The sequence below is a fragment of the Curtobacterium sp. UNCCL17 genome, from assembly GCF_000686685.1.
In the GTDB taxonomy this organism is placed as follows: Bacteria; Actinomycetota; Actinomycetes; order Actinomycetales; family Microbacteriaceae; genus Curtobacterium; species Curtobacterium flaccumfaciens.
On record NZ_KK366000.1, the window covers coordinates 272,294 to 291,199 of the forward strand.

The window sequence follows — 18,906 nt, forward strand, 5'->3', positions numbered from 1 at the left end:
GGCGGGGATCAGGGGAGGACGACCACCTGCGCGCCGAAGACGAGTCCGGCGCCGAAGCCGATCTGCAGGGCGAGGCCGCCCGACAGGTCCGGGTGCTCCTCGAGCAGGCGGTGCGTGGCGAGCGGGATGCTCGCGGCGGAGGTGTTGCCGGTGGTGGTGATGTCGCGGGCGATCGTCACCGTCTCGGGCAGGCCGAGCTGCTTGGCGAACTCGTCGATGATGCGGATGTTCGCCTGGTGCGGCACGAAGGCGGCGAGGTCCTCGGGGCGGACCCCGGCGGTCTCGAGTGCCTGGCGGGCGACCTTGACCATCTCCCAGACGGCCCAGCGGAACACCGTCTGCCCGGCCTGGCGCATGGTCGGGCGCGGTGCGCCGGCCTCCCACTCGTTGTAGGTCGCGGTCATGCCGATGGCGTCCCACTTCGAGCCGTCGGAGCCCCAGATGGTGGGGGCGATGCCCGGGAAGTCGCTCGGGCCGATCACGGCGGCGCCGGCACCGTCCCCGAGCAGGAACGAGATCGAGCGGTCGGTCGGGTCGACGACGTCGCTGAGCTTCTCGGCCCCGACGACCAGCACGTGGTCGGCGAGCCCCGACTTGATGAACGAGTCGGCCTGGGCGATGCCGTAGGCGTACCCGGCGCAGGCGGCGCTGATGTCGTACGCGGCCGCCGGGGTGGCCCCGATGCGCTCGGCGAGCAGCGACGCCATCGACGGGGTCGCGACGGTGTGCGTGACGGTGCTCACGAGCACGACGCCGATCTGGGACGGCTCGATGCCGGCCTTCTCGATGGCCTCGCGCGCGGCGGCCTCGGCGAGGTCGACGGCCTCGACGTCGTTGCCGGCGCGCTTGCGGGTGATGATGCCGGTGCGCTGGCGGATCCACTCGTCGGACGAGTCGATCGGGCCGACGAGGTCGTCGTTCGGCACGACGTTCTCGCCGCGGGCGGCGCCGAACGCCAGGATCCGGGTGAACTCGTGGCCGCGGCGCTGCTGGAGCAGCGGGCGCGCGGATCCGGTCGGGAGGCCCGTGGGGGCGTCCGTCGGGGTGGTCGGGTCGGTCATGCGGTTGTGTCTGCTTCCTGGCCCGCGCGCTGCAGCAGGTCGATCGCTGCAGGCAGGTCGTCGGGGGTCTTGATGGCGACGGTCGGCGTGCCGCGGAGGCCGCGCTTCGCCAGGCCGACGAGGGCACCGGCGGGTGCGAGCTCGATGATGCCGGTCACGCCGGCGGTGGAGAAGGACTCCATGACCGCGTCCCAGTGCACGGGGTTCGCGATCTGCTGGACCATGAGGTCGACGAAGCGGCGCCCGTCGTCGATCCGGGAGCCGTCGGCGTTGGTCCAGATCGGCAGGGTCGGGTCCTGCACCGTGGCGGCGGCCGCGACCGGGGCGACCCGCTCGACGGCGGGGGCCATGTACCGGGTGTGGAACGCACCGGCCACGGCGAGCGGGATCACGCGGGCCTTGGCGGGCGGGTCGGCGGCGAGGGCCGCGATCGCGTCGGCCGCACCGGCGACGACGGTCTGGCCGCCACCGTTGTGGTTCGCGGGCACCAGACCGTGTTCGGCGAGGGCTGCGGCCACTGCGTCGGCGTCGCCACCGAGGACGGCGGCCATCGAGGTCGGCTCGAGCGCTGCGGCGTCGGCCATGGCGCGGCCGCGTTCGGCGACCAGGGCGACGGCGTCGGTCGGCTCGAGGATCCCGGCGACCGCGGCGGCGGTGAACTCGCCCACCGAGTGTCCGGCGACCCCGCCCACCAGGGCACGACGGCCCTCGGCGAGCAGTGCGTCGGCGGTCACCAGGCCGGCGGCGACGATGAGGGGCTGTGCGAGCGCGGTGTCCTTGATGGTGTCCGCGTCGGAGTTCGTGCCGTGCTCGGCGAGGTCGACGCCGATCGACTCCGACCACTGCCCGACTCGTTCACGAACGGTGGCGTCCTCGAGCCAGGGGGCGAGGAAGCCGGGGGTCTGGGAGCCCTGTCCGGGCGCGACGACGACGATCACCGGACAATCCTCGCGTTCTCGTCCCGCGGGGCCCGTGTGGACTTCCCACACGAATCCCCGCGGGACATTGTTGGTTCTCTACCGCCGTGGGGTGATGCGGCGGCGTCCGGTCGCGGACTCGGACATCGCGCCGAGGATGAGCGCCGACTGCACGATCAGGGCGTCACGGGCGTGCGTGGCGTCCCAGCCGATGATGTCGGCGACCCGGCGCAGGCGGTAGCGCACGGTGTTCGGGTGCACGAAGAGCTCGCGCGCCGTGGCTTCGAGCGAACGCCCGGTGTCCAGGTAGCACCAGAGCGTCTGCAGGAGCTCGGTGGACTGGTCCTTGAGCGGGACGTAGATGCGCTGCACCAGGGCCGACCGGGCGAGGGGGTCGCCGGCCAGGGCCCGCTCGGGCAGCAGGTCGTCGGCCAGGGCTGGGCGGGGCACGCCACGCCAGGCACGCGCGACGGCGAACCCGGCGAGGGCGGCCTTCGCGCTCGTCGAGGCGTCGACGACCCCGGGGACCTCGTTGCCGAGCACCAGGTGGCCCTCGCCGAACAGCGGTTCGAGGGCCTGCGCGATGGTCGTGAAGGAGACGGGCTCCTCGCCCTCGGGGACGTCGTCGCGCGGGGTGGCGCGGCCGATCACCACGACGAGCCGCGATCCCTGGACCCCGACGAGCACGTCGGCGTCCATGTGCCGTGCGGTGCGCCGGACCTGGTCGACCTCGAGCTGCTTCGGTGCGGTGCCGACGAGCACCGCGACCTCGCCGTGGCCGTGCCACCCGAGGGCGGCGATGCGGGAGGGCAGTTCGTCGTCGTACTCGCCGGAGAGGATCGAGTCGACCACGAGCGCTTCGAGCCGGGCGTCCCACAGGCCACGGGCCTCGGCCGCGCGGGCGTAGACGTCGGCGGCGGCGAACGCGATGTCGCGGGAGTACTTGAGGATCGCCTCCTGCAGCATCTCGTCGTCGGCGGCGCGTTCCTCGACCACGGTCACCACGACGCGGATGAGCTGCAGGGTCTGCTGCAGGCTCACCGAGCGCAGGAGTTCCCGCGGGGCGGACCCGAAGACGTCGGCCGCGGCGATCCACGGCGTCGACGCGGTGCCCTCGAGCCAGCTGATGAACGAGGTGATGCCGGCCTGGGCGACGAGGCCCACGGCGGAGCGGCGCCCCGGCGGCATCTCGCTGTACCAGGGGAGCGTGTCCTCGAGTCGCTTGATCGTGGCGGTGGAGAGTTCTCCGGACACCTGACGGAGCCAGGAGAGCGCACGCTCGCGCGCGCTCTCCTGGCTCTCGTGGTCCGGGCGGACCGTCGTCACGGGTTGATCAGCTCTCGCCGCCCGCGCTGCCGGTGGTGCCGGCGGTCACGTCGTGCAGGCGGTACTTGTCGATCGCCTGCTGGACGAGCGCGCCGTCGACCTTGCCCTGGCGGGCGAGCTGCTGCAGCGTCCGCACGACGACCGAGGGGCCGTCGATGTGGAAGAAGCGGCGAGCGGCCGGACGGGTGTCCGAGAAGCCGAAGCCGTCGGCGCCGAGCGTGGCGTAGTCGGTCGGCACGAACGGGCGGATCTGCTCCTGCACCAGGTGCATGAAGTCGCTCACGGCGACGACCGGGCCCTCGGTGCCGAGCAGACGCTCGGTGACGAACGGCGTGCGGGCCGGCTCGTTCGGGTTGAGGAACGCCTGCTGCTCGGCGGCCACACCGTCGCGGTACAGCTCACCCCAGCTCGTGACGCTCCAGACGTCGGCCGACACGCCCCAGTCCTCGGCGAGGAGCTGCTGCGCCTCGAGGATCCACGGCACGGCGACACCGGACGCGAGCAGCTGGGCCTTCGGGCCGTCGTGCTCGCTCGCCTTGAGCAGGTACATCCCCTTGAGGATGCCCTCGACGTCGACGCCCTCGGGCTCGGCCGGCTGCACCAGCGGCTCGTTGTAGACCGTCAGGTAGTACATGACGTTCGGGTCGGCGTGCTTCGGCGAGCCGTCCTCGTTCGTGCCGTACATGCGGTCGAGGCCGGCCTTGACGATGTGGCCGATCTCGTAGCCGAACGCCGGGTCGTACGAGACGACGGCCGGGTTCGTCGTGGCGAGGAGCGGCGAGTGGCCGTCCGCGTGCTGCAGGCCTTCGCCCGTCAGCGTGGTGCGGCCGGCGGTGGCGCCGATCATGAAGCCACGGGTCATCTGGTCGCCGGCGGCCCAGATGGCGTCGCCGGTGCGCTGGAACCCGAACATCGAGTAGAAGACGTAGACCGGGATGAGCGGCTCGCCCTGCGTCGAGTACGAGGTGCCGACCGCGGTGAACGCCGCGAGGGCGCCCGCCTCGTTGATGCCGACGTGGATGATCTGGCCCTGCGGGCTCTCCTTGTAGGCCAACAGGAGCTCGCGGTCGACCGACGTGTAGTGCTGGCCGTTCGGGTTGTAGATCTTCGCCGACGGGAAGTAGGCGTCCATGCCGAAGGTGCGTGCTTCGTCCGGGATGATCGGGACCACGCGGTCGCCGAAGTCGGGCGAGCGCAGCAGGTCCTTCAGCAGGCGCGCGAACGCCATGGTGGTGGCGACCTCCTGCTTGCCGGAGCCCTTCTTGACGACCTGGTACTTCGAGTCGTCCGGCAGCGTGAACTGCGTGTACTTCGTGCGACGTTCCGGCACGTAGCCACCGAGCGCGCGACGACGCTCGTGCATGTACTGGATCGCCTCGTCGTCGTTGCCCGGGTGGTAGTACGGCGGCGTGTAGGGGTTCTCCTCGAGCTGCGCGTCGGAGATCGGGATGCGCATCTCGTCGCGGAACTGCTTGAGGTTGTCGAGCGTGAGCTTCTTCATCTGGTGGGTCGCGTTGCGGCCCTCGAAGCTCGGGCCGAGGCCGTAGCCCTTGACCGTCTTCGCCAGGATGACGGTCGGCTGGCCCTTGTGCTCGGTCGCGGCCTTGAACGCGGCGTAGACCTTGCGGTAGTCGTGGCCACCGCGCTTGAGGTTCCAGATCTGGTCGTCGGTGTAGTCCTTGACGAGCTCGAGCGCCTTCGGGTCGCGCCCGAAGAAGTTCTCGCGCACGTAGGCACCGTTCTCGGCCTTGTACGTCTGGTAGTCGCCGTCCGGCGTCTGGTTCATCAGGTTGAGGAGCGCGCCCTCGGTGTCACGGGCGAGCAGGTCGTCCCACTCGCGGCCCCAGACGACCTTGATGACGTTCCAGCCCGCACCGCGGAAGAACGCTTCGAGCTCCTGGATGATCTTGCCGTTGCCACGGACCGGACCGTCGAGCCGCTGCAGGTTGCAGTTGATGACGAAGTTCAGGTTGTCGAGGCCGTCGTTCGCGGCGACCTGGAGCTGCCCGCGGGACTCGACCTCGTCCATCTCACCGTCACCCAGGAACGCCCAGACCTGCTGGTCCATGGCGTCCTTGATGCCGCGGTTCGACAGGTACTTGGCCTGCTGCGCCTGGTAGATCGCGTTGATCGGGCCGATGCCCATCGACACGGTCGGGAACTGCCAGAAGTGCGGCATGAGGCGCGGATGCGGGTACGACGACAGGCCGCCGCCGGCGTGCGACTTCTCCTGCCGGAACCCGTCGAGCTGGTCCTCGGAGAGGCGCCCTTCCATGTACGCGCGGGCGTACATGCCGGGGGAGGCGTGGCCCTGGAAGAAGACCTGGTCGCCACCGGAGGGGTGGTCCTGCGCGCGGAAGAAGTGGTTGTAGCCGACCTCGTACATCGCAGCGCTGGACGCGTACGTCGAGATGTGCCCGCCGACCCCGATGCCGGGACGCTGTGCGCGGTGCACCGTGATGGCCGCGTTCCAGCGGATCCAGCGGCGGTACCGGCGCTCCAGCTCTTCGTCGCCGGGGAACTCCGGCTCGTTCTCCGGCGCGATGGTGTTCACGTAGTCCGTCGTCGGGACCATCGGCACACCGAGGTGCAGTTCCTTGGACCGCTTGAGCAGGCTCAGCATGATCTCGCGACCGCGCTGGTGTCCGTGGGTCTGGACCAGCCCGTCGAGGGACTCACGCCATTCGGCGGTCTCCTGCGGATCCTGGTCGTTCGCCCCGGCGCTGTACGGGTCCTGGTCGTTCACCGTCACCCTTGACCTCGTTCGTTCTCGTGGTGGTGGACATGGTGGCTCCGGTGGTCGGGTCGCGACCGGCTGGGGCCCCGTCCACTCTAGGCCCCAGGACCGACGCTGATGCTGATGGTGACGTGCAGGTGGACGGGTGCTTGCATTCGCGTGTCGTCGGCGTAGCATGGCCGATCGTGCACACGCGATCTGCGGCGCACGGACCCGACGGGCACACCCCTCGCCCGAGGAAGAAGCACACGTAGCGATGGCACTGGAGATCGGCTCACTCGCGCCGGACTTCGAGCTCCCGAACCAGTTCGGTGAGCACGTCCGACTCAGCGACTTCCGCGGCAACCGCCCGGTCGCACTCGTCTTCTTCCCGCTGGCGTTCTCGTCCGGGTGCACGAACGAGCTCTGCACCCTGCAGGACAACATCACGATGTTCCAGGACCAGCGCATCGAGCTCCTCGGCATCTCGGTCGACTCGAAGGCGACCCTGCGGTCGTTCGCCGAGACGAACGGCTACGACTTCGAGCTGCTCGCCGACTTCTGGCCGCACGGCGCGGTCTCGAAGGAGTACGGCGTGTTCCTCGAGCACAAGGGCTTCGCCACCCGCGCGACCTTCGTCATCGACGTGCAGGGTCGGATCAAGGCCTCGATCATCACCGAGCCCGGCCTGCAGCGTGACGTCGCCGAGTACAAGGCTGCCCTCGACCGGCTCGCCGCCTGCTCGGCACCCGTCCCCGTCGGCTAGCGTTCCGAATCCCTCCTGACGGACGCGTCCGCGTCGACGGTCGGACAGGAGGCCCGGTGCACGCCATCGACGCCGACCCACGTGGTCACGGGGTCACCGCTGATGCGTACGCTCCGTACCCGGTGCGCGTCACGCCCGGCACCTGGGGGCTGACCCGCACGGTCGTGGAGGCCCCGACCGGCCCCGTCGTGGTGCACCACCGCGCCGGTCCGGACCCGCTCCTGCTGCTGCACGGCGTCGCCGGCTCCTGGTCGACGTGGACACCCTTGCTGCACGCCGCACAGGGCGTCGGCGACCGCGGCCTGGTGCTCGTCGACCTGCCCGGCTGGGGGTCCTCGCCGGCTCCGGACGGTCCGCTCGGGCTCGACGCCGTCACGGGTGCCGTGTCGGCGGTCCTCGGCACGCTGGGGCTCGGTGCGGTCGACGTGGTCGGGCACTCCATGGGCGCGTTCGTCGGGTTGCACCTGGCGGTGGTGGCGCCCGAGCGGGTGCGGTCGCTCGCCCTGGTGTCCGGCACCACGGTCGCGACGGCCGGTGCGGCTCGGCACCCGGTGCGGGCGCTCGGCACCCTGCCGGCGTTCACCCTGCTGCGTGCGGGCCTCACGGTGACCGGGGGCGTCGCTCGTCCGCTGCTCCGGGGGATCGCACGGGTCGGTCTGTTGCCGCTCGTCGCGGCGCCGGTGTTCACGCACGTGCGACGCCTGGACCCGAGCGTGCTCGAGGCCTTCGTCGAGGAGCTCCGGCCGGAGCAGTTCACCGAGGCGGCACGGTCGGCGGCTGCGTACGACGTCGACCGGTGGCGCGCCGTCACCTGCCCGGTGACGGCGATCGCCGGGCGCGACGACGTGTTCGCCCGCGTCTCGGACCTCGAGGCGCTGCGGGTGCTCGTGCCACAGGTCCGGACGGTGCTGCTCGACGACTGCGGGCACTTCGCCCACGTCGAGCGTCCGGACGCCGTCGCGCGGGAGCTCGGCCTCCGCTGAGCCGGTCGGGCCGCGTCAGGTGTGGACGGGGAACGTCGCCGCGACGCGGGAGCGCACCTCGGTGACGACGGCCTCGCGCATCGCCGGGGAGAACAGCGCGTGGTCGCCGTCCTCGACGCGGACGACGGACACCGAGCCGCGACGGTCGTCACCGGGCCAGCGCCGGACGGCCTTCTGCCCACCGAGCCGGTCGAACAGGGCTGCGTCCTCGGGAGCGACGATCACGACGACGTCGGTGCCGTGCTCGACGAGCGGGCGGACGTGGCCGACGACCCCGCCCATCCGGTCGCGACGGGCGATCCGGTCGCGGACGGCCTTCGGCACGAACCGGTTGTACCGCTCGCGCACCCACATCCGGGCGGGCGACGGGGCGTCGATCGCCCGGACCCCGTCGGCGTACGAGCCGGGCTCGGCCGGGACGCGACGGTAGTCGTTCGGGCTGATCTCGACGACCAGGCGCGGGGCCTCCTCGACGGCGCGGCCCGCGACCCAGGCGCCGGCGCACATGCCGACGAGCACGAGCCGGTCCGAGGGTGTGGCGAGTGCGGTGACGACGGCGGACTGGTCCTCGACCCACTCCTGCGCGAACAGGAAGCTCCGCTCGTCCTCGTGCACGCCGGTGCTCTCGCCGGTGGCACGGCGGTCGACCCGGACGACCCGGGCGCCGTCGCGGGCGAGGGCGCGGGCGAGTTCGACCTGGTAGTCGGTGGCGCCCACGCGGTGCTCGGCGCCGCCGCTGTGGAGCACGACGACGGGGGCGTCGTGGTGCTGGGCGGACGAGACGGTCTCGATCCCGAACAGCCCCTGATCGCCGAGGTGGACGATCCGCTCCGACACGCGGCCGTCGACGTCGAGCACCTCGTCGAGGACGGGCGCGCGGACGGGCACCGCCGTCTCGGGTGCCCACGTGTCGAGCCAGGCGACGACGGTGTCGACGGCGGCTCCGGGGATGCGGGCGTGGATGCTCGTGCCGTCGAGGAGCTCGGCGCTGCCGGTGACCTCGGTCACGTCGACACCGCCGAGGGGCTTCGGTGGCCGGGCACCCGGGCGGACGAGCGCGACGGTGGGCCCGGTGCGCGGGGCGAAGGCGAGGTCCGAGAGTGCGGCGGCCTCGTCCGGCTCGACGTCGAACCCGATGAGGCTCTCGACGCCGTCGACCACGCGGTCGGCACCGATGGTGATGGTCGCGAGGGCGCGCTGCCGACGGAGCCAGCCCTTGCCCGATGCCGGGGCGTCCCAGACGACGAGGCCGTCGGTGTCCGCGGCCGCGTTCGCCGCGACGAGGGCCGCCGAGGCCAACCCGACGAAGGCGACGTGCTGCACCCCCGTCGTGCGGAGCACGGCGGCGGCGTGGCGTGCGGACCGGACCTGCGCGTCCGGCGTGGTGTCGGGGGCGCCGTCACCACGTCCGGACGGGTCGTAGCGCACCGAGGCGATGCCACGGGCCTCCAGGCGGTCGGCCAGCAGACGGAGCGTGCGGTACGCGATGACGCCCTCCTGCCCGAGCGGCGGGCAGATGACGACGCCGGCGCGCGCGGCGGCGGGGAGCTGGACCGCGGCGCGGATCGCCGGCGATCCGGACCAGCCGTGGAGCGTGGTCACAGGGCGAGGGCCGCGCGGGCGGACGCCGGCCAGGCGTCGAGGTCCGTGCCGTGGGCGGCGAACAGGGCGATGGTGATGCGCTCCAGGCCGAACGCGATGCAGGCGCTGTGCGCGACCTGTCCGTCCTCGGTGCGGAGGCCGAACGAGGTGCCGAAGTGGTCCTCGTGCAGGTTCGCGGAGCTGATCGCGGTCGCGTCGTGGTCGGGACCGTAGACCTTCGTCACGAACTCGAACTTGAGCGCCTGCTCGACCTGGTTGCGGGCGAGCATCTGCCCGACGCGGCCGAAGAAGGGGTCGTTCGCGGGGACGACGTCGATCTCGAGCCCGAACGACTCGAGCAGCGCGCGCATCACCGGGATGCTGCCGTCCCGGTGGGCCGCCGCGGACGCGGGCGTGCCGACGTGCACGAACTCGTGCATGTGGAAGGCCTGCAGGCGCATCGGGTCGAGCGAGGGCTCCCGGCGGAAGGAGTCGCCGAGGACGTCGAAGAACCGACCCTGCCGGGGCACGGTGTCGCCGATCAGGCCGTAGACCGGGTGGCAGACCGCGGGGGTGAGCATGAGGTCGGCCGGCTCGAGGAACCCCTCCCAGCGCTCACCGCGCTCGCGGGCGGCGAGCAGCGCGCGGTGGGTGCGGTCGTCGCCGGTGAACCCGGAGATCGACGCGGCGAGGTCCGGGAACGACGCGATGTAGTCGGTGCGCTCGAACGACGCGAGTGGCTCGACCGGCGGGAAGCGCAGGACCTCGGCGCCGAGGTGCTGCTGGCTGCGCACCGCTGCGGCGTCGACCGCGGCGTACACGCGCTCGAAGACCCCGGTGCGGCCGTAGAGGCCGGGCGTGCCGAGGTCGAGGAGGACGCCGTCGGTGAGCAGGCGGGCGCGGAGGGCGGCGCGGGCGGCGTCGAGCGCGGCGGCGGTGTCCGCGGTGCTGGTGTCGGTGGTGTGCGTGGTGGTGTCCGTGATGGTCACAGGATCACTCCCGTCATGATGGCCAGGTCGGCGTCGTTCTTGAGGAGACGGTCGTTGCTCACCATGACGGCGGCCCCGTGGGCGTCTCGGAGGTGTCGGGCGATGCTCATCGGACCCGAGGCGGCGTAGCCCGCGATCCCGACGATGCGCAGCGCCTTCGTGACGATGTCGGTGACGCGCTCGGACGCACCGATCTTCAGGGCGTTCGCGGCGAGGGCGTACGCGCTCGAGGCCAGCACGTCCGGGTCGTCGGCGGCGGCGTCGAACCGTTCGGCGGCGCGGCGCACCGAGTCGGCCAGGGCCTGCAGGTCGACCAGGAGCTCGGCCAGCCGCAGCGCACCGGGCGGGGTCGTCCCGACCGCGGCGCGGGCCTGCTTGCGGACGGCGCTGCGGGCACGTTCGGCGGACGAGACCGCGATGCCGAGCCAGACCGAGGCCCAGAGCACGTGCGACACCGGCAGGACGGTCTGGGCGGAGATCGTGGCGTAGTCGTCGCGGAACACGCGGTCGATCGTCGTCTCGGTGTCGAGGATCCACCCGTTGCTGCACGTACCGCGGAGCCCCATGGTGTCCCAGGTGGACGTCTGCGACAGGACCATCGTGTCGGTGCGGCAGATGAGCAGTCGCTGGTCCGACGCCGGGGCGTCCGGGTCGCGTCGGGCGGTGACGAACACCGCGTCGGCCTCGGTGGCGTACGAGATCACCGGCGCGTCCTTGCGCAGGCGGATCCGGGCGTCGTCGGTCGGCTCGATGGAACACGTGGACCGCCGCGCATCACCGCCGACGCCGCGCTCGGTGGTGGCCGACGCCACGAGCGCACCGCCACGGACGGCCTCGATGGTCTCGAGCACGCCGGCACCGTCGCCGCCGTGCCGCCAGAGCGCCATGACCTGGCCCTGGTGCATCGCGAACACCATGCCGGTCGCGGCACAGGCCCGGCCGAGTTCGGTCGCGATCGCGGAGAGCTCGGCCACGGAGGCACCCTCGCCACCGTGCTCGGTCGGCACCGCTGCCGCGAGCAGGCCGTACTCCCGCATCGCGGCGATGGCCTCGCGCGGAGGGCGGGCGTCGCGGTCGACCTCGTCGGCGAACTGCGCGGCGACCTCGGCCACCGCGCTCGCACGCTCGGCGAAGCGGTCGATGACCGACGGAGCGGGCAGGACCAGGGTCACGACGCGAGCTCCGCGGCCGCGGTGATCGACTCGACGCTCGCGAAGGTGGACCGGTTCAGCACGGAGTCCGGGAACTCGACGTCGAGGTCCGACTCCACCGCGAGCATCACGTTGACGGTGGCGTGCGAGGTCAGGCCGAGGGCGTAGAGGTCGGCGATCGACGCGACGTCCCACGCGTCGACCGTCAGCCGGCCGTGCTCGGCGAGGGCGCGACGGACGGCCCGGTCGGTGGCCGGGTCGGCGATCGTCGCGGTGGTGCTGGAGGGGTTCGGGTCCTGTTCCATGACTGCAACCGTAAAGAGGAACGGCCCTCGGGAAACCGCCGTGCCGGTGCGGGAAACCGCACCCCTGTCCGGAGCGCCGGGTCAGCGCTCCGAGAGGGCCACCGCCGTCGCCACCGCGAGCCCCCGTTCGTGTGCCAACGAGACCGCGATCGGGCCGCACCCGATCGACTCCGCCAGGGCCGCGGCCGCCCCGGACAGCTCGACCGTGGGGGCCCCGTCGGCATCGAGCACGACGGCGACGTCCCGCAGCGGGATCGCCTGGTCCGGAGCCGGCCGGAGCAGCTTCACGACGGCCTCCTTGCCCGCGAACCGGGCAGCGAGGCGCTCCGGGTCGTCGCCGGTGTCGGTGCGTTCCCGCAGGGTGAACACCCGGTCCAGGTACCGCTCGCCGTGCGCCGTCACGGCGTCGACGACGTCCTCGACCGCGGCGAGGTCGGTGCCGGTCCGGATGGTCATCACGAGGAGCAGGCTACGCACGAGTTCTCCACAGCGCATTCCCCGAGGGGCATGGGGCGCCGAGGGGGTTCGTATGATCGTCGCCAGGGACCACCGAGGGGGAACGATGGCATCACCGTGGACGGGCATCATCGAGGACGCGCGGCACTACCCGTCGCCGCACAACTCGCAACCGATCGTCGTGCGCGTCGAGGACGACCGCACCGCGACCGTGTTCTACGACCTGCGACGGGGGTTGCCGGCGGAGTCGTTCGGCATCCCGTTCGGGCACGTCTGCGCCGGGGTGTTCCTCGCAGGGCTCGACGTGGTGACACGAGCGCACGGGTTCACCGTGCAGGAACGGCTCGACCACGCCGAGATGGACTTCGGTCGGCTCGACGCCGGTGCGGACGACCACCTGCACCGGCTGGGCACGGTGACGTTGCGTCCGCACGTGGTCACCACGGACGACCGGGAGGCCCTGGCCGGCTTCCTCGCACGGCGAACCTCACGCAGGCCCTACGACGCAACGCTCGTCGACGCCACCGCGATAGAGGCCGCGTCCGCCATCGCGTCGGCGGCCGGGCAACGCTTCCGCACCACCGACGACCGGGCCACCGTCGACGAGATCGTGCGCGTCAACCAGGAGACCCTGTTCGACGACCTGCAGCACGACGCCGTGCACGACGAGATCCTGCACTGGCTGCGGTTCTCGAAGCGACAGGCAGCGGCCACCGGCGACGGGCTGTCCGCCGAGACGATGCTCATGCCCGGCCCGGTGCTCCGGTTCGCCATGGAGCACCGCGGACTCTGGCAGGCCCCGGGCATCGGCGCGGTCTTCCGCAGGGTGTACCTGTCCACCATGCGGGGCGTCCGACAGCTCGCCTGGCTCGAGGGACCGTTCAGCACCCCGGCCGAGTACGTCGAGGCCGGACGGGTCTTCATGCGCATCTGGCTCGAGTTCTCCGCGCGCGGCATCGCCATGCACCCCTTCGGCACCGTGATCACCAACCCGCGGTCACACGCCGCGTTCGTCGAACGCGCGGGCGTCGACGAGTCCGACGGGCGGATGGCCTGGATGCTGTTCCGCTTCGGACACAGCGACCCACCACCCCTGGCACACCGCCGACCCGCCGCAGCAATGACCGTCGGGGGGACCCGGTGAAGCGCGCAGCGGTGTTCTCGGTGGTGTGGGTGGTCGAGACCTTCGTCGCACTGTTCATGCCCCGCGTCGGCACCCACAAGCTCCTGCTCACGCCGGGCATCGAGCCGCTCCGCTGGACCCTCGGACGCTGGCGCGCCTGGCGGACCGCGGAACGGGCTGCGAAGCGGGTCCCCGCGTACCGGGCGTTCCTGGCGGAGTCCGGACGGGCCTCCAGGCTCGACACCCGTGGCGGGATCGCCGCGGCGATCTCGGGACTGCCCGAGATGGACAAGGACTCCTACGTCAAGCGCTGGAGCATCCCCGAGCGCTGCATCGACGGACGCCTGCCCCGACGCGGCGTCGTCGTCGACGAGTCCAGCGGGTCGAGCGGCACCCCGACCAGCTGGGTGCGCGGCCCCGACGAACGCCAGGCCACCCGACAGCTGCTGCAGCTCGGGTTCTCCCGCACCGCCAAGGACCTGTCGAAGCAGCCGTTCGTGCTCAACGCCTTCTCGCTCGGGGCCTGGGCCACCGGGATGAACGTGACCGCCTCGCTCACCGAGTCCTCCATGATCAAGTCGATCGGCCCGGACCGCGACAAGATCGTGCAGACGATGCGCGAGTTCGGCACCGACTTCACCTACATCATCTGCAGCTACCCACCGTTCCTGAAGGCCCTGTTCGAGGACGACCGGCTCGACTGGAGCCAGTACACGATCGTCGCCGCGTTCGGGGGCGAGGGCATCAGCGAGAACATGCGCGCCCACATCGAGCAGTACGCGCAGGCCGTGCTCGGCTCCTACGGGGCGAGCGACCTCGAGATCAACCTCGGCATCGAGACCCCGTTCAGCGTGCAGCTGCGCCGGGCGATCGCCGCCTCACCGGAACTCTCCGCCGCCCTCACCAAGCAGGGCGAGTACGGGGTGCTGCCGATGGTGTTCCAGTTCAACCCGTTCGGCTACCTGATCGAGACGAACGACCTCGGCGAACTCATCGTCACCATCGCCCGCTCCGAGAACATCAGCCCACGCATCCGCTACAACATCCACGACCGCGGACACGTGGTGCGGATGAAGGAGCTGCGGTCCGTGCTGCGGGCGACCGGACACGCGGCGCTCGCCGCCGAGGCCGAGCTCGACCTACCGCTGCTGTTCCACTACGGCCGGTCCGACCTGTCCGTCGACTACAACGGCGCTGTCGTCGCACCCGACGTGGTGCGGGACGTCGTTTACGGCGACCCGGAGCTGCTCGAGGCCGTCGAGAACCACCGGCTGATCAGCTACGAGGACGACCGCGGTGACCGGCAGCTGCACATCGCGTTCCAGCTCGCCTCGGGTGCTGGCGGGTTCGACGCGGATGCCGCCCGGGGTGACGTGATCGCCGAGCTGCGCCGGCTGAACAAGGACTTCTCGAACGCGATCCGCACGGCGCCCCCCGGCACGCTGCCGACGGTGGCGTTCTACCTGTACCGGACGGGGCCGTTCCGCGAGGACGGCAAGAAGCTCAAGAACGAGTACGTGTGGCAGCTGCCGGCCGGGTCGGTCGCGCAGTGGGACCTCGACCTGTCGTGGGTCGCGGCGAAGGAGGCCTGAGCCGAGCCGGTTCCGGCGCTAGTCGTACTGCGGCGGCCAGTCGAAGGGCGCCGGCAGGTGCGGGACCTCGCCGACGGTCGTGACGACGAGGACGATCTGGCGCAGGTCCGTGAGCTCGATCGAGCGCGGGTTGCCGATCCTCCGGTGCCCGTCCACCCACACCGTCAGTTCGCCGCGCAGGCCACCGACGTGCTCCGGACCGAGCGAGACGCCCCACTCGTCGAAGAACTGCCCGAGCGTGAACGTCTGCTCCGTCGGGGACTCGACGTGCACGATGCCCGAGGTGTCGTGCGTGTGGATCTCGGCGGCGAACTTCCGGCTGTCCGAGTGCCCGACGTTCGCCGGGACGGTCACCGGTTCGTCGCCGTCCAGGATCGTCAGGTGCGTGTGCACGTGCTCGGCCAGCCGTTCGCCCCAGACGTTCCGGAGCCCGGCGGACTCGGCGCGGGCCGTCAGGTCGGTCGGCCGTGGCCAGGGCGGAGCGTCGCCGGCGGTGGCCGGTCCGGATGCGGCGCACCCGGACAGCAGCAGGAGTGCGGCCACCGCGACCGCGACGCTCCGGCGTCTCACCAGCGGTCGTGGACGCTCGCGCGGAACCACGTGTCGTACAGGTCGTGCACGGTGGCGTCCAGCCCCTCGATCGGCGGCAGGTCGCCGGCGGCGGCGTTCGAGCGCGCCTGCTCCGGGTTGCGTGCGCCGGGGATCGCCGCGGTGACGCCGTCCTGCGCGATGATCCACGCCAGCGCAGCCTGCGGGACCGAGACGGCGTCCGGCAGGGACGCCGCGAAGGTCTGCGCGGCGCGCACGCCGTCGTCGTAGTCGACGCCGCTGAAGGTCTCGCCCTGGTCGAAGGCCTCGCCGTGGCGGTTGTAGTTGCGGTGGTCGCCCTCGGCGAACGACGTGTCGGTCGTGTACTTGCCCGAGAGCAGCCCCGAGGCCAACGGGACGCGCGCCAGGATGCCGACCCCTGCCTCCAGGGCGGTCGGCAGCACGCGGTCGAGCGGCTTGAGGCGGAACGCGTTGAGGATGATCTGGACGCTCGCGACGCCGGGCCGGGCGATCGCGGTGAGGGCCTGGTCGGCGGTCTCGACGCTGACGCCGTAGGCGGCGACCGAGCCGTCGGCGACCAGCGCGTCGAGGGCGTCGTAGACGGCGTCGTCCTCGTAGACCGGGGTCGGCGGGCAGTGCAGCTGCACGAGGTCGAGGGTGTCCTGCCCGAGGTTCTTCCGCGAGCGGTCCACCCACTCGCGGAAGTTCGCGGCGACGTAGTTCTCGGGGACCTGGTCGGCGCGACGACCCATCTTCGTGGTGATCGTCAGCGGCACGTCGGGGTTCGCGGCACGCCACGCGCCGATGAGCTGCTCGCTCCGACCATCGCCGTAGACGTCGGCGGTGTCGAACAGGGTGACGCCCGACTCGACGGAGGCGTCCATGACGGCGTTCGCGTCGGCTTCGGAGACGGGACCCCAGTCACCGCCGAACTGCCAGGTGCCGAGGCCGATGGGGGAGACGGAGCGGCCGGTGCGGCCGAGGGTGCGACTCTGCATGGATCCGAGCGTAGTCAGAGGGGCACGGGCAGGGTTCAGCCGAGCGTTCAGCCGAGCGGGGTTCAGCCGCGCGGGGTTCAGCCGATCGTGGTGACGCCGCGGCGCAGGAGCGCTCGCGCCGCCCGGGCGCGGGGGATGACCCAGACGGCTGCCCACAGGGCCATCGCGCTCCACAGCAGGATGAGCATCGTCGTGATGAGCGTGCCGTGCTGGTCGCGCATCGACCAGGTCATCGCGATCCACAGGACGCCGAGGACGACCTTGCCCCAGCCGGCGCCTTCGCGGTCGGCCTGGGCCTGCACGAGCGGGATCCACTGGTCCGCCGGCACACCGTCGGGCACCTGGCCGTCGGCGATCCATTCGCGCACGACGATCGACCGCTCGTAGCCGCCCTCGGCGCGCCAGGCGCGGCGCTGCAGGACGACGGCGATCGCCGCACCCGCCACCGCGGTCGGGATGCCGACCGAGACCAGGACGGCGGTGGTCGCTTCGGTCCACGACGACAGGACCAGCATGACCAGGACGACGGCGAAGGCCGCGCCCGTCACACCCGCACCGAGCAGGCGGAGCCGCCCGGCTTCGTCGAGGACACCGACTCCGACACCGTTCACGCAGGAGAGCGTACCTGCGGTGATCGGGGGCGGGGCTGTTCGTCAGCCCAGTGCCAGCAACCAGCACATGCCGGCGGCGGCGAACGCCATCGCCCAGCTCACCAGGCTGCCGATCAGGAAGTACTCGGCCTGGTACCCGGTCGTCTCGCGGCGGATCTCGGGGAAGCGGACGATCCCCTTCGCGGCGATCAGCGCCGCCACGACGGGGAAGGCGCCGGCCACCGAGAACCCGGCCAAGAGCAGACGCTCGATCGGGCCGATCATGCGTCCGCCCTTGAGGGTGACCGTGCCGTCCGTGTCGGCGTCGGCGTCTGCGGTCCCGTCGGCTCCGCGCGCCCGGGTGGTGCGGCGCCGGTCGAAGCGCTTCCGGCGGGTCGGTTCGGCCGCCACTGCACCGAGCCGTGCGTCGGGCGACAGCCCCGGCGGCAGCGCCTGGGCGACGACCACGTTGGCCGAGTCGACCAGGAACAGTGCGGACCCGATGCCGGCGACGAGCGCCGCGAGCGGCACCGCTCCGACGAACGCCGGGCCGGCGTCACGGTGCCAGTCGACCAGGAAGCCCGAGGGGTCGACAGCCGGTGCCCAGAGCAGCAGCACGGCGACGGCGACCGCGAGCAGGACGGCCGGCCAGGACCCGGAGCGTCGGAGCCAGGGGAGTGCCCGATCGCGACCGCCGGGTGCACCGCCGGACCGCACCGGGATCGTCGTCGCGACCCACAGGGCCGCGAGGACGACCGTGACCAGCACCGACCAGACCGCGAGGCCGAGGCCGAGCACCGCCACAGTCGCCACGGCGGCCCAGAGCAGGACGATCACCGTGGTGGTCAGCACGCGCCGTGGTGCCGCGTCGGTCCCGGTCCGTGCGCGGACGACGTCGGCGAGCCCGACGAGGGTCAGGAGGACTCCGGCGAGCATCAGCGGCCCCCGTCCCCGAGGACACGCAGGCCCTCGACCAGGGCGGCGACGCCCGACTTCTGCACGGACTGGGACACCGCCGACGGGGTGATCCCCTCGTCCGCGGCGATCTGTGCCTGCGTCCGGCCCTGCACCAGACCGAGTGCGATCCGGCGGGCGCGGGGTGCGAGTCGCGAGACGACGTGGTCGCGGCTGAGGAAGTAGGCGTTCACGAGTCGTTCCGTCGTTCCGTGGCGGTCGTCGGCGTCGTGGTACCAGGACCGCAGGAACGCGGTCCGGCCGTCCTCGCGCCGGTGGGTCTCGTTGATGGCGTCCCGTGCCGACCACCAGCCCGGGCCGTCCTGCAGCGGGCCGGTGCCGACGGTGCCGATCGTCCGGACCTGCCCTCGGCCGATGCCGAGGCGGATCTGCACGGTCTGGGGGAGTGCGAGGGTCGCGGCCGTCGTCGCCACGAGGGCGTCGGTGAGCGTGCCGTAGATGACCTGGAACTCGTCGCCGACCGTGGCGCGGAGGGGGTCGAGCGCGGTGACGTCCGCGGTACTGTCGAAGGCGTGCTCGACGTCCTGCTGGGCTGCGGAGCGGTCCTCGAGCGTGCGGGAGTCGACCAGGTCGACGATCACGGCGATCACGGGCTCGGACTGCATGGGTTAAGCGTAGAGCTTCATATCGTCGAAAGTAAGCCTCGGGCTAAACCATTCGCGTCGGCCACTCCCGTCACTGCGCGGGCATGCGGCTGAAATGTCACCTTCTGGACGTCCGGCGTTGAACCTGACAGCATGGGCGGACGCTGTCGGAGGGGGACGAGCAGATGGATGGTGCACGACCGGGGACGGGTGTCGCCAGCGCGGGACGGACCGAGACCGCGGT

At 71.9% G+C, this 18,906-nt stretch carries 18 protein-coding genes; 4 read left to right on the top strand and 14 right to left on the bottom strand.

What is annotated here, in order from left to right:
• Nucleotides 1-8: 8 nt before the first annotated feature.
• From BR70_RS0106095 to aceE, 4 genes are all read right to left on the bottom strand, one after another.
• Nucleotides 9-1,061 (bottom strand): beta-ketoacyl-ACP synthase III, encoded by a 1,053-nt coding sequence (locus BR70_RS0106095; RefSeq protein WP_051596689.1) that lies wholly within the window; start codon nt 1,059-1,061, stop codon nt 9-11.
• Nucleotides 1,058-1,999 carry an ACP S-malonyltransferase gene (locus BR70_RS0106100; protein WP_027465340.1) on the bottom strand — a complete coding sequence of 314 codons (942 nt, stop codon included), beginning with the start codon at nt 1,997-1,999 and terminating at the stop codon, nt 1,058-1,060. The genes BR70_RS0106095 and BR70_RS0106100 overlap by 4 nt, the downstream gene beginning before the upstream one ends.
• A gap of 78 nt (nt 2,000-2,077) precedes the next feature.
• A complete protein-coding gene (locus tag BR70_RS0106105) occupies nt 2,078-3,304 on the bottom strand; it encodes a PucR family transcriptional regulator (RefSeq protein WP_027465341.1) in 1,227 nt (408 codons plus the stop codon).
• A 7-nt stretch (nt 3,305-3,311) separates the two neighbouring features.
• Nucleotides 3,312-6,056: a pyruvate dehydrogenase (acetyl-transferring), homodimeric type gene (aceE, locus tag BR70_RS0106110; protein ID WP_027465342.1), complete on the bottom strand. Its 2,745-nt coding sequence runs from the start codon at nt 6,054-6,056 to the stop codon at nt 3,312-3,314.
• 241 nt (nt 6,057-6,297) lie between these two features.
• On the opposite strand from aceE, the gene BR70_RS0106115 reads away from it, so the two are divergent.
• Nucleotides 6,298-6,786 (top strand): peroxiredoxin, encoded by a 489-nt coding sequence (locus tag BR70_RS0106115; protein ID WP_017886715.1) that lies wholly within the window; start codon nt 6,298-6,300, stop codon nt 6,784-6,786.
• A 56-nt stretch (nt 6,787-6,842) separates the two neighbouring features.
• Entirely contained in the window at nt 6,843-7,769 is a 927-nt protein-coding gene (locus tag BR70_RS19820) for an alpha/beta fold hydrolase (RefSeq protein ID WP_051596690.1), read from the top strand.
• A 15-nt stretch (nt 7,770-7,784) separates the two neighbouring features.
• On the opposite strand, the gene BR70_RS0106125 is transcribed toward BR70_RS19820, so the two are convergent.
• The 5 genes from BR70_RS0106125 to BR70_RS0106145 all read right to left on the bottom strand — a co-directional run bounded on the left by BR70_RS0106125 (nt 7,785) and on the right by BR70_RS0106145 (nt 12,251).
• Nucleotides 7,785-9,371, bottom strand: coding sequence for an alpha/beta fold hydrolase (locus tag BR70_RS0106125; RefSeq protein WP_027465343.1), 1,587 nt, complete (start codon nt 9,369-9,371; stop codon nt 7,785-7,787).
• Nucleotides 9,368-10,339: an amino acid--[acyl-carrier-protein] ligase gene (locus tag BR70_RS0106130; protein WP_081827279.1), complete on the bottom strand. Its 972-nt coding sequence runs from the start codon at nt 10,337-10,339 to the stop codon at nt 9,368-9,370. Before BR70_RS0106130 ends, BR70_RS0106125 begins: the two co-directional genes overlap by 4 nt.
• Complete coding sequence (locus tag BR70_RS0106135) at nt 10,336-11,511, bottom strand: acyl-CoA dehydrogenase family protein (protein WP_027465345.1); 1,176 nt, start codon at nt 11,509-11,511, stop codon at nt 10,336-10,338. The genes BR70_RS0106130 and BR70_RS0106135 overlap by 4 nt, the downstream gene beginning before the upstream one ends.
• Entirely contained in the window at nt 11,508-11,795 is a 288-nt protein-coding gene (locus BR70_RS0106140) for an acyl carrier protein (RefSeq protein ID WP_051596691.1), read from the bottom strand. The genes BR70_RS0106135 and BR70_RS0106140 overlap by 4 nt, the downstream gene beginning before the upstream one ends.
• Before the next feature lie 81 nt (nt 11,796-11,876).
• A complete protein-coding gene (locus tag BR70_RS0106145; RefSeq protein WP_035808449.1) occupies nt 11,877-12,251 on the bottom strand; it encodes a holo-ACP synthase in 375 nt (124 codons plus the stop codon).
• Between the two features lie 106 nt (nt 12,252-12,357).
• Here BR70_RS0106145 and BR70_RS0106150 point away from each other — a divergent pair, with 106 nt between their 5' ends.
• Together BR70_RS0106150 and BR70_RS0106155 are read left to right on the top strand one after the other, a co-directional pair.
• The gene (locus BR70_RS0106150; RefSeq protein ID WP_027465348.1) at nt 12,358-13,395 is read left to right on the top strand and encodes a nitroreductase family protein; all 1,038 of its coding nucleotides are present in this window, start codon (nt 12,358-12,360) and stop codon (nt 13,393-13,395) included.
• On the top strand, nt 13,392-14,966 hold the full coding sequence (locus BR70_RS0106155; RefSeq protein WP_027465349.1) for a phenylacetate--CoA ligase family protein: 1,575 nt from the start codon (nt 13,392-13,394) through the stop codon (nt 14,964-14,966). The genes BR70_RS0106150 and BR70_RS0106155 overlap by 4 nt, the downstream gene beginning before the upstream one ends.
• Before the next feature lie 18 nt (nt 14,967-14,984).
• Here the strand turns inward: BR70_RS0106155 and BR70_RS19825 are convergent, their stop codons facing one another.
• The 5 genes from BR70_RS19825 to BR70_RS0106185 form a co-directional block, all read right to left on the bottom strand.
• Nucleotides 14,985-15,536, bottom strand: coding sequence for a hypothetical protein (locus BR70_RS19825; protein WP_051596692.1), 552 nt, complete (start codon nt 15,534-15,536; stop codon nt 14,985-14,987).
• Nucleotides 15,533-16,513, bottom strand: coding sequence for an aldo/keto reductase (locus BR70_RS0106170; RefSeq protein ID WP_027465350.1), 981 nt, complete (start codon nt 16,511-16,513; stop codon nt 15,533-15,535). Before BR70_RS0106170 ends, BR70_RS19825 begins: the two co-directional genes overlap by 4 nt.
• 77 nt (nt 16,514-16,590) lie before the next feature.
• Nucleotides 16,591-17,124, bottom strand: a complete 534-nt coding sequence (locus BR70_RS0106175; protein ID WP_027465351.1) for a hypothetical protein — start codon at nt 17,122-17,124, stop codon at nt 16,591-16,593.
• A 42-nt stretch (nt 17,125-17,166) separates the two neighbouring features.
• Nucleotides 17,167-18,039 (bottom strand): hypothetical protein, encoded by an 873-nt coding sequence (locus BR70_RS22195; RefSeq protein ID WP_051596693.1) that lies wholly within the window; start codon nt 18,037-18,039, stop codon nt 17,167-17,169.
• Nucleotides 18,039-18,683 carry a SatD family protein gene (locus tag BR70_RS0106185; protein ID WP_027465352.1) on the bottom strand — a complete coding sequence of 215 codons (645 nt, stop codon included), beginning with the start codon at nt 18,681-18,683 and terminating at the stop codon, nt 18,039-18,041. Before BR70_RS0106185 ends, BR70_RS22195 begins: the two co-directional genes overlap by 1 nt.
• Nucleotides 18,684-18,906 lie beyond the last annotated feature (223 nt).

What these genes read in the sequence shown, in the direction of transcription:
- BR70_RS0106170 (WP_027465350.1), bottom strand. Translation starts at nt 16,513, where the DNA reads ATGCAGAGTCGCACCCTCGGCCGCACCGGCCGCTCCGTCTCCCCCATC.
- BR70_RS0106140 (WP_051596691.1), bottom strand. Translation starts at nt 11,795, where the DNA reads ATGGAACAGGACCCGAACCCCTCCAGCACCACCGCGACGATCGCCGAC.
- BR70_RS0106150 (WP_027465348.1), top strand. Translation starts at nt 12,358, where the DNA reads ATGGCATCACCGTGGACGGGCATCATCGAGGACGCGCGGCACTACCCG.
- BR70_RS0106115 (WP_017886715.1), top strand. Translation starts at nt 6,298, where the DNA reads ATGGCACTGGAGATCGGCTCACTCGCGCCGGACTTCGAGCTCCCGAAC.
- BR70_RS0106185 (WP_027465352.1), bottom strand. Translation starts at nt 18,683, where the DNA reads ATGCAGTCCGAGCCCGTGATCGCCGTGATCGTCGACCTGGTCGACTCC.
- BR70_RS0106145 (WP_035808449.1), bottom strand. Translation starts at nt 12,251, where the DNA reads ATGACCATCCGGACCGGCACCGACCTCGCCGCGGTCGAGGACGTCGTC.
- BR70_RS22195 (WP_051596693.1), bottom strand. Translation starts at nt 18,039, where the DNA reads ATGCTCGCCGGAGTCCTCCTGACCCTCGTCGGGCTCGCCGACGTCGTC.
- BR70_RS0106095 (WP_051596689.1), bottom strand. Translation starts at nt 1,061, where the DNA reads ATGACCGACCCGACCACCCCGACGGACGCCCCCACGGGCCTCCCGACC.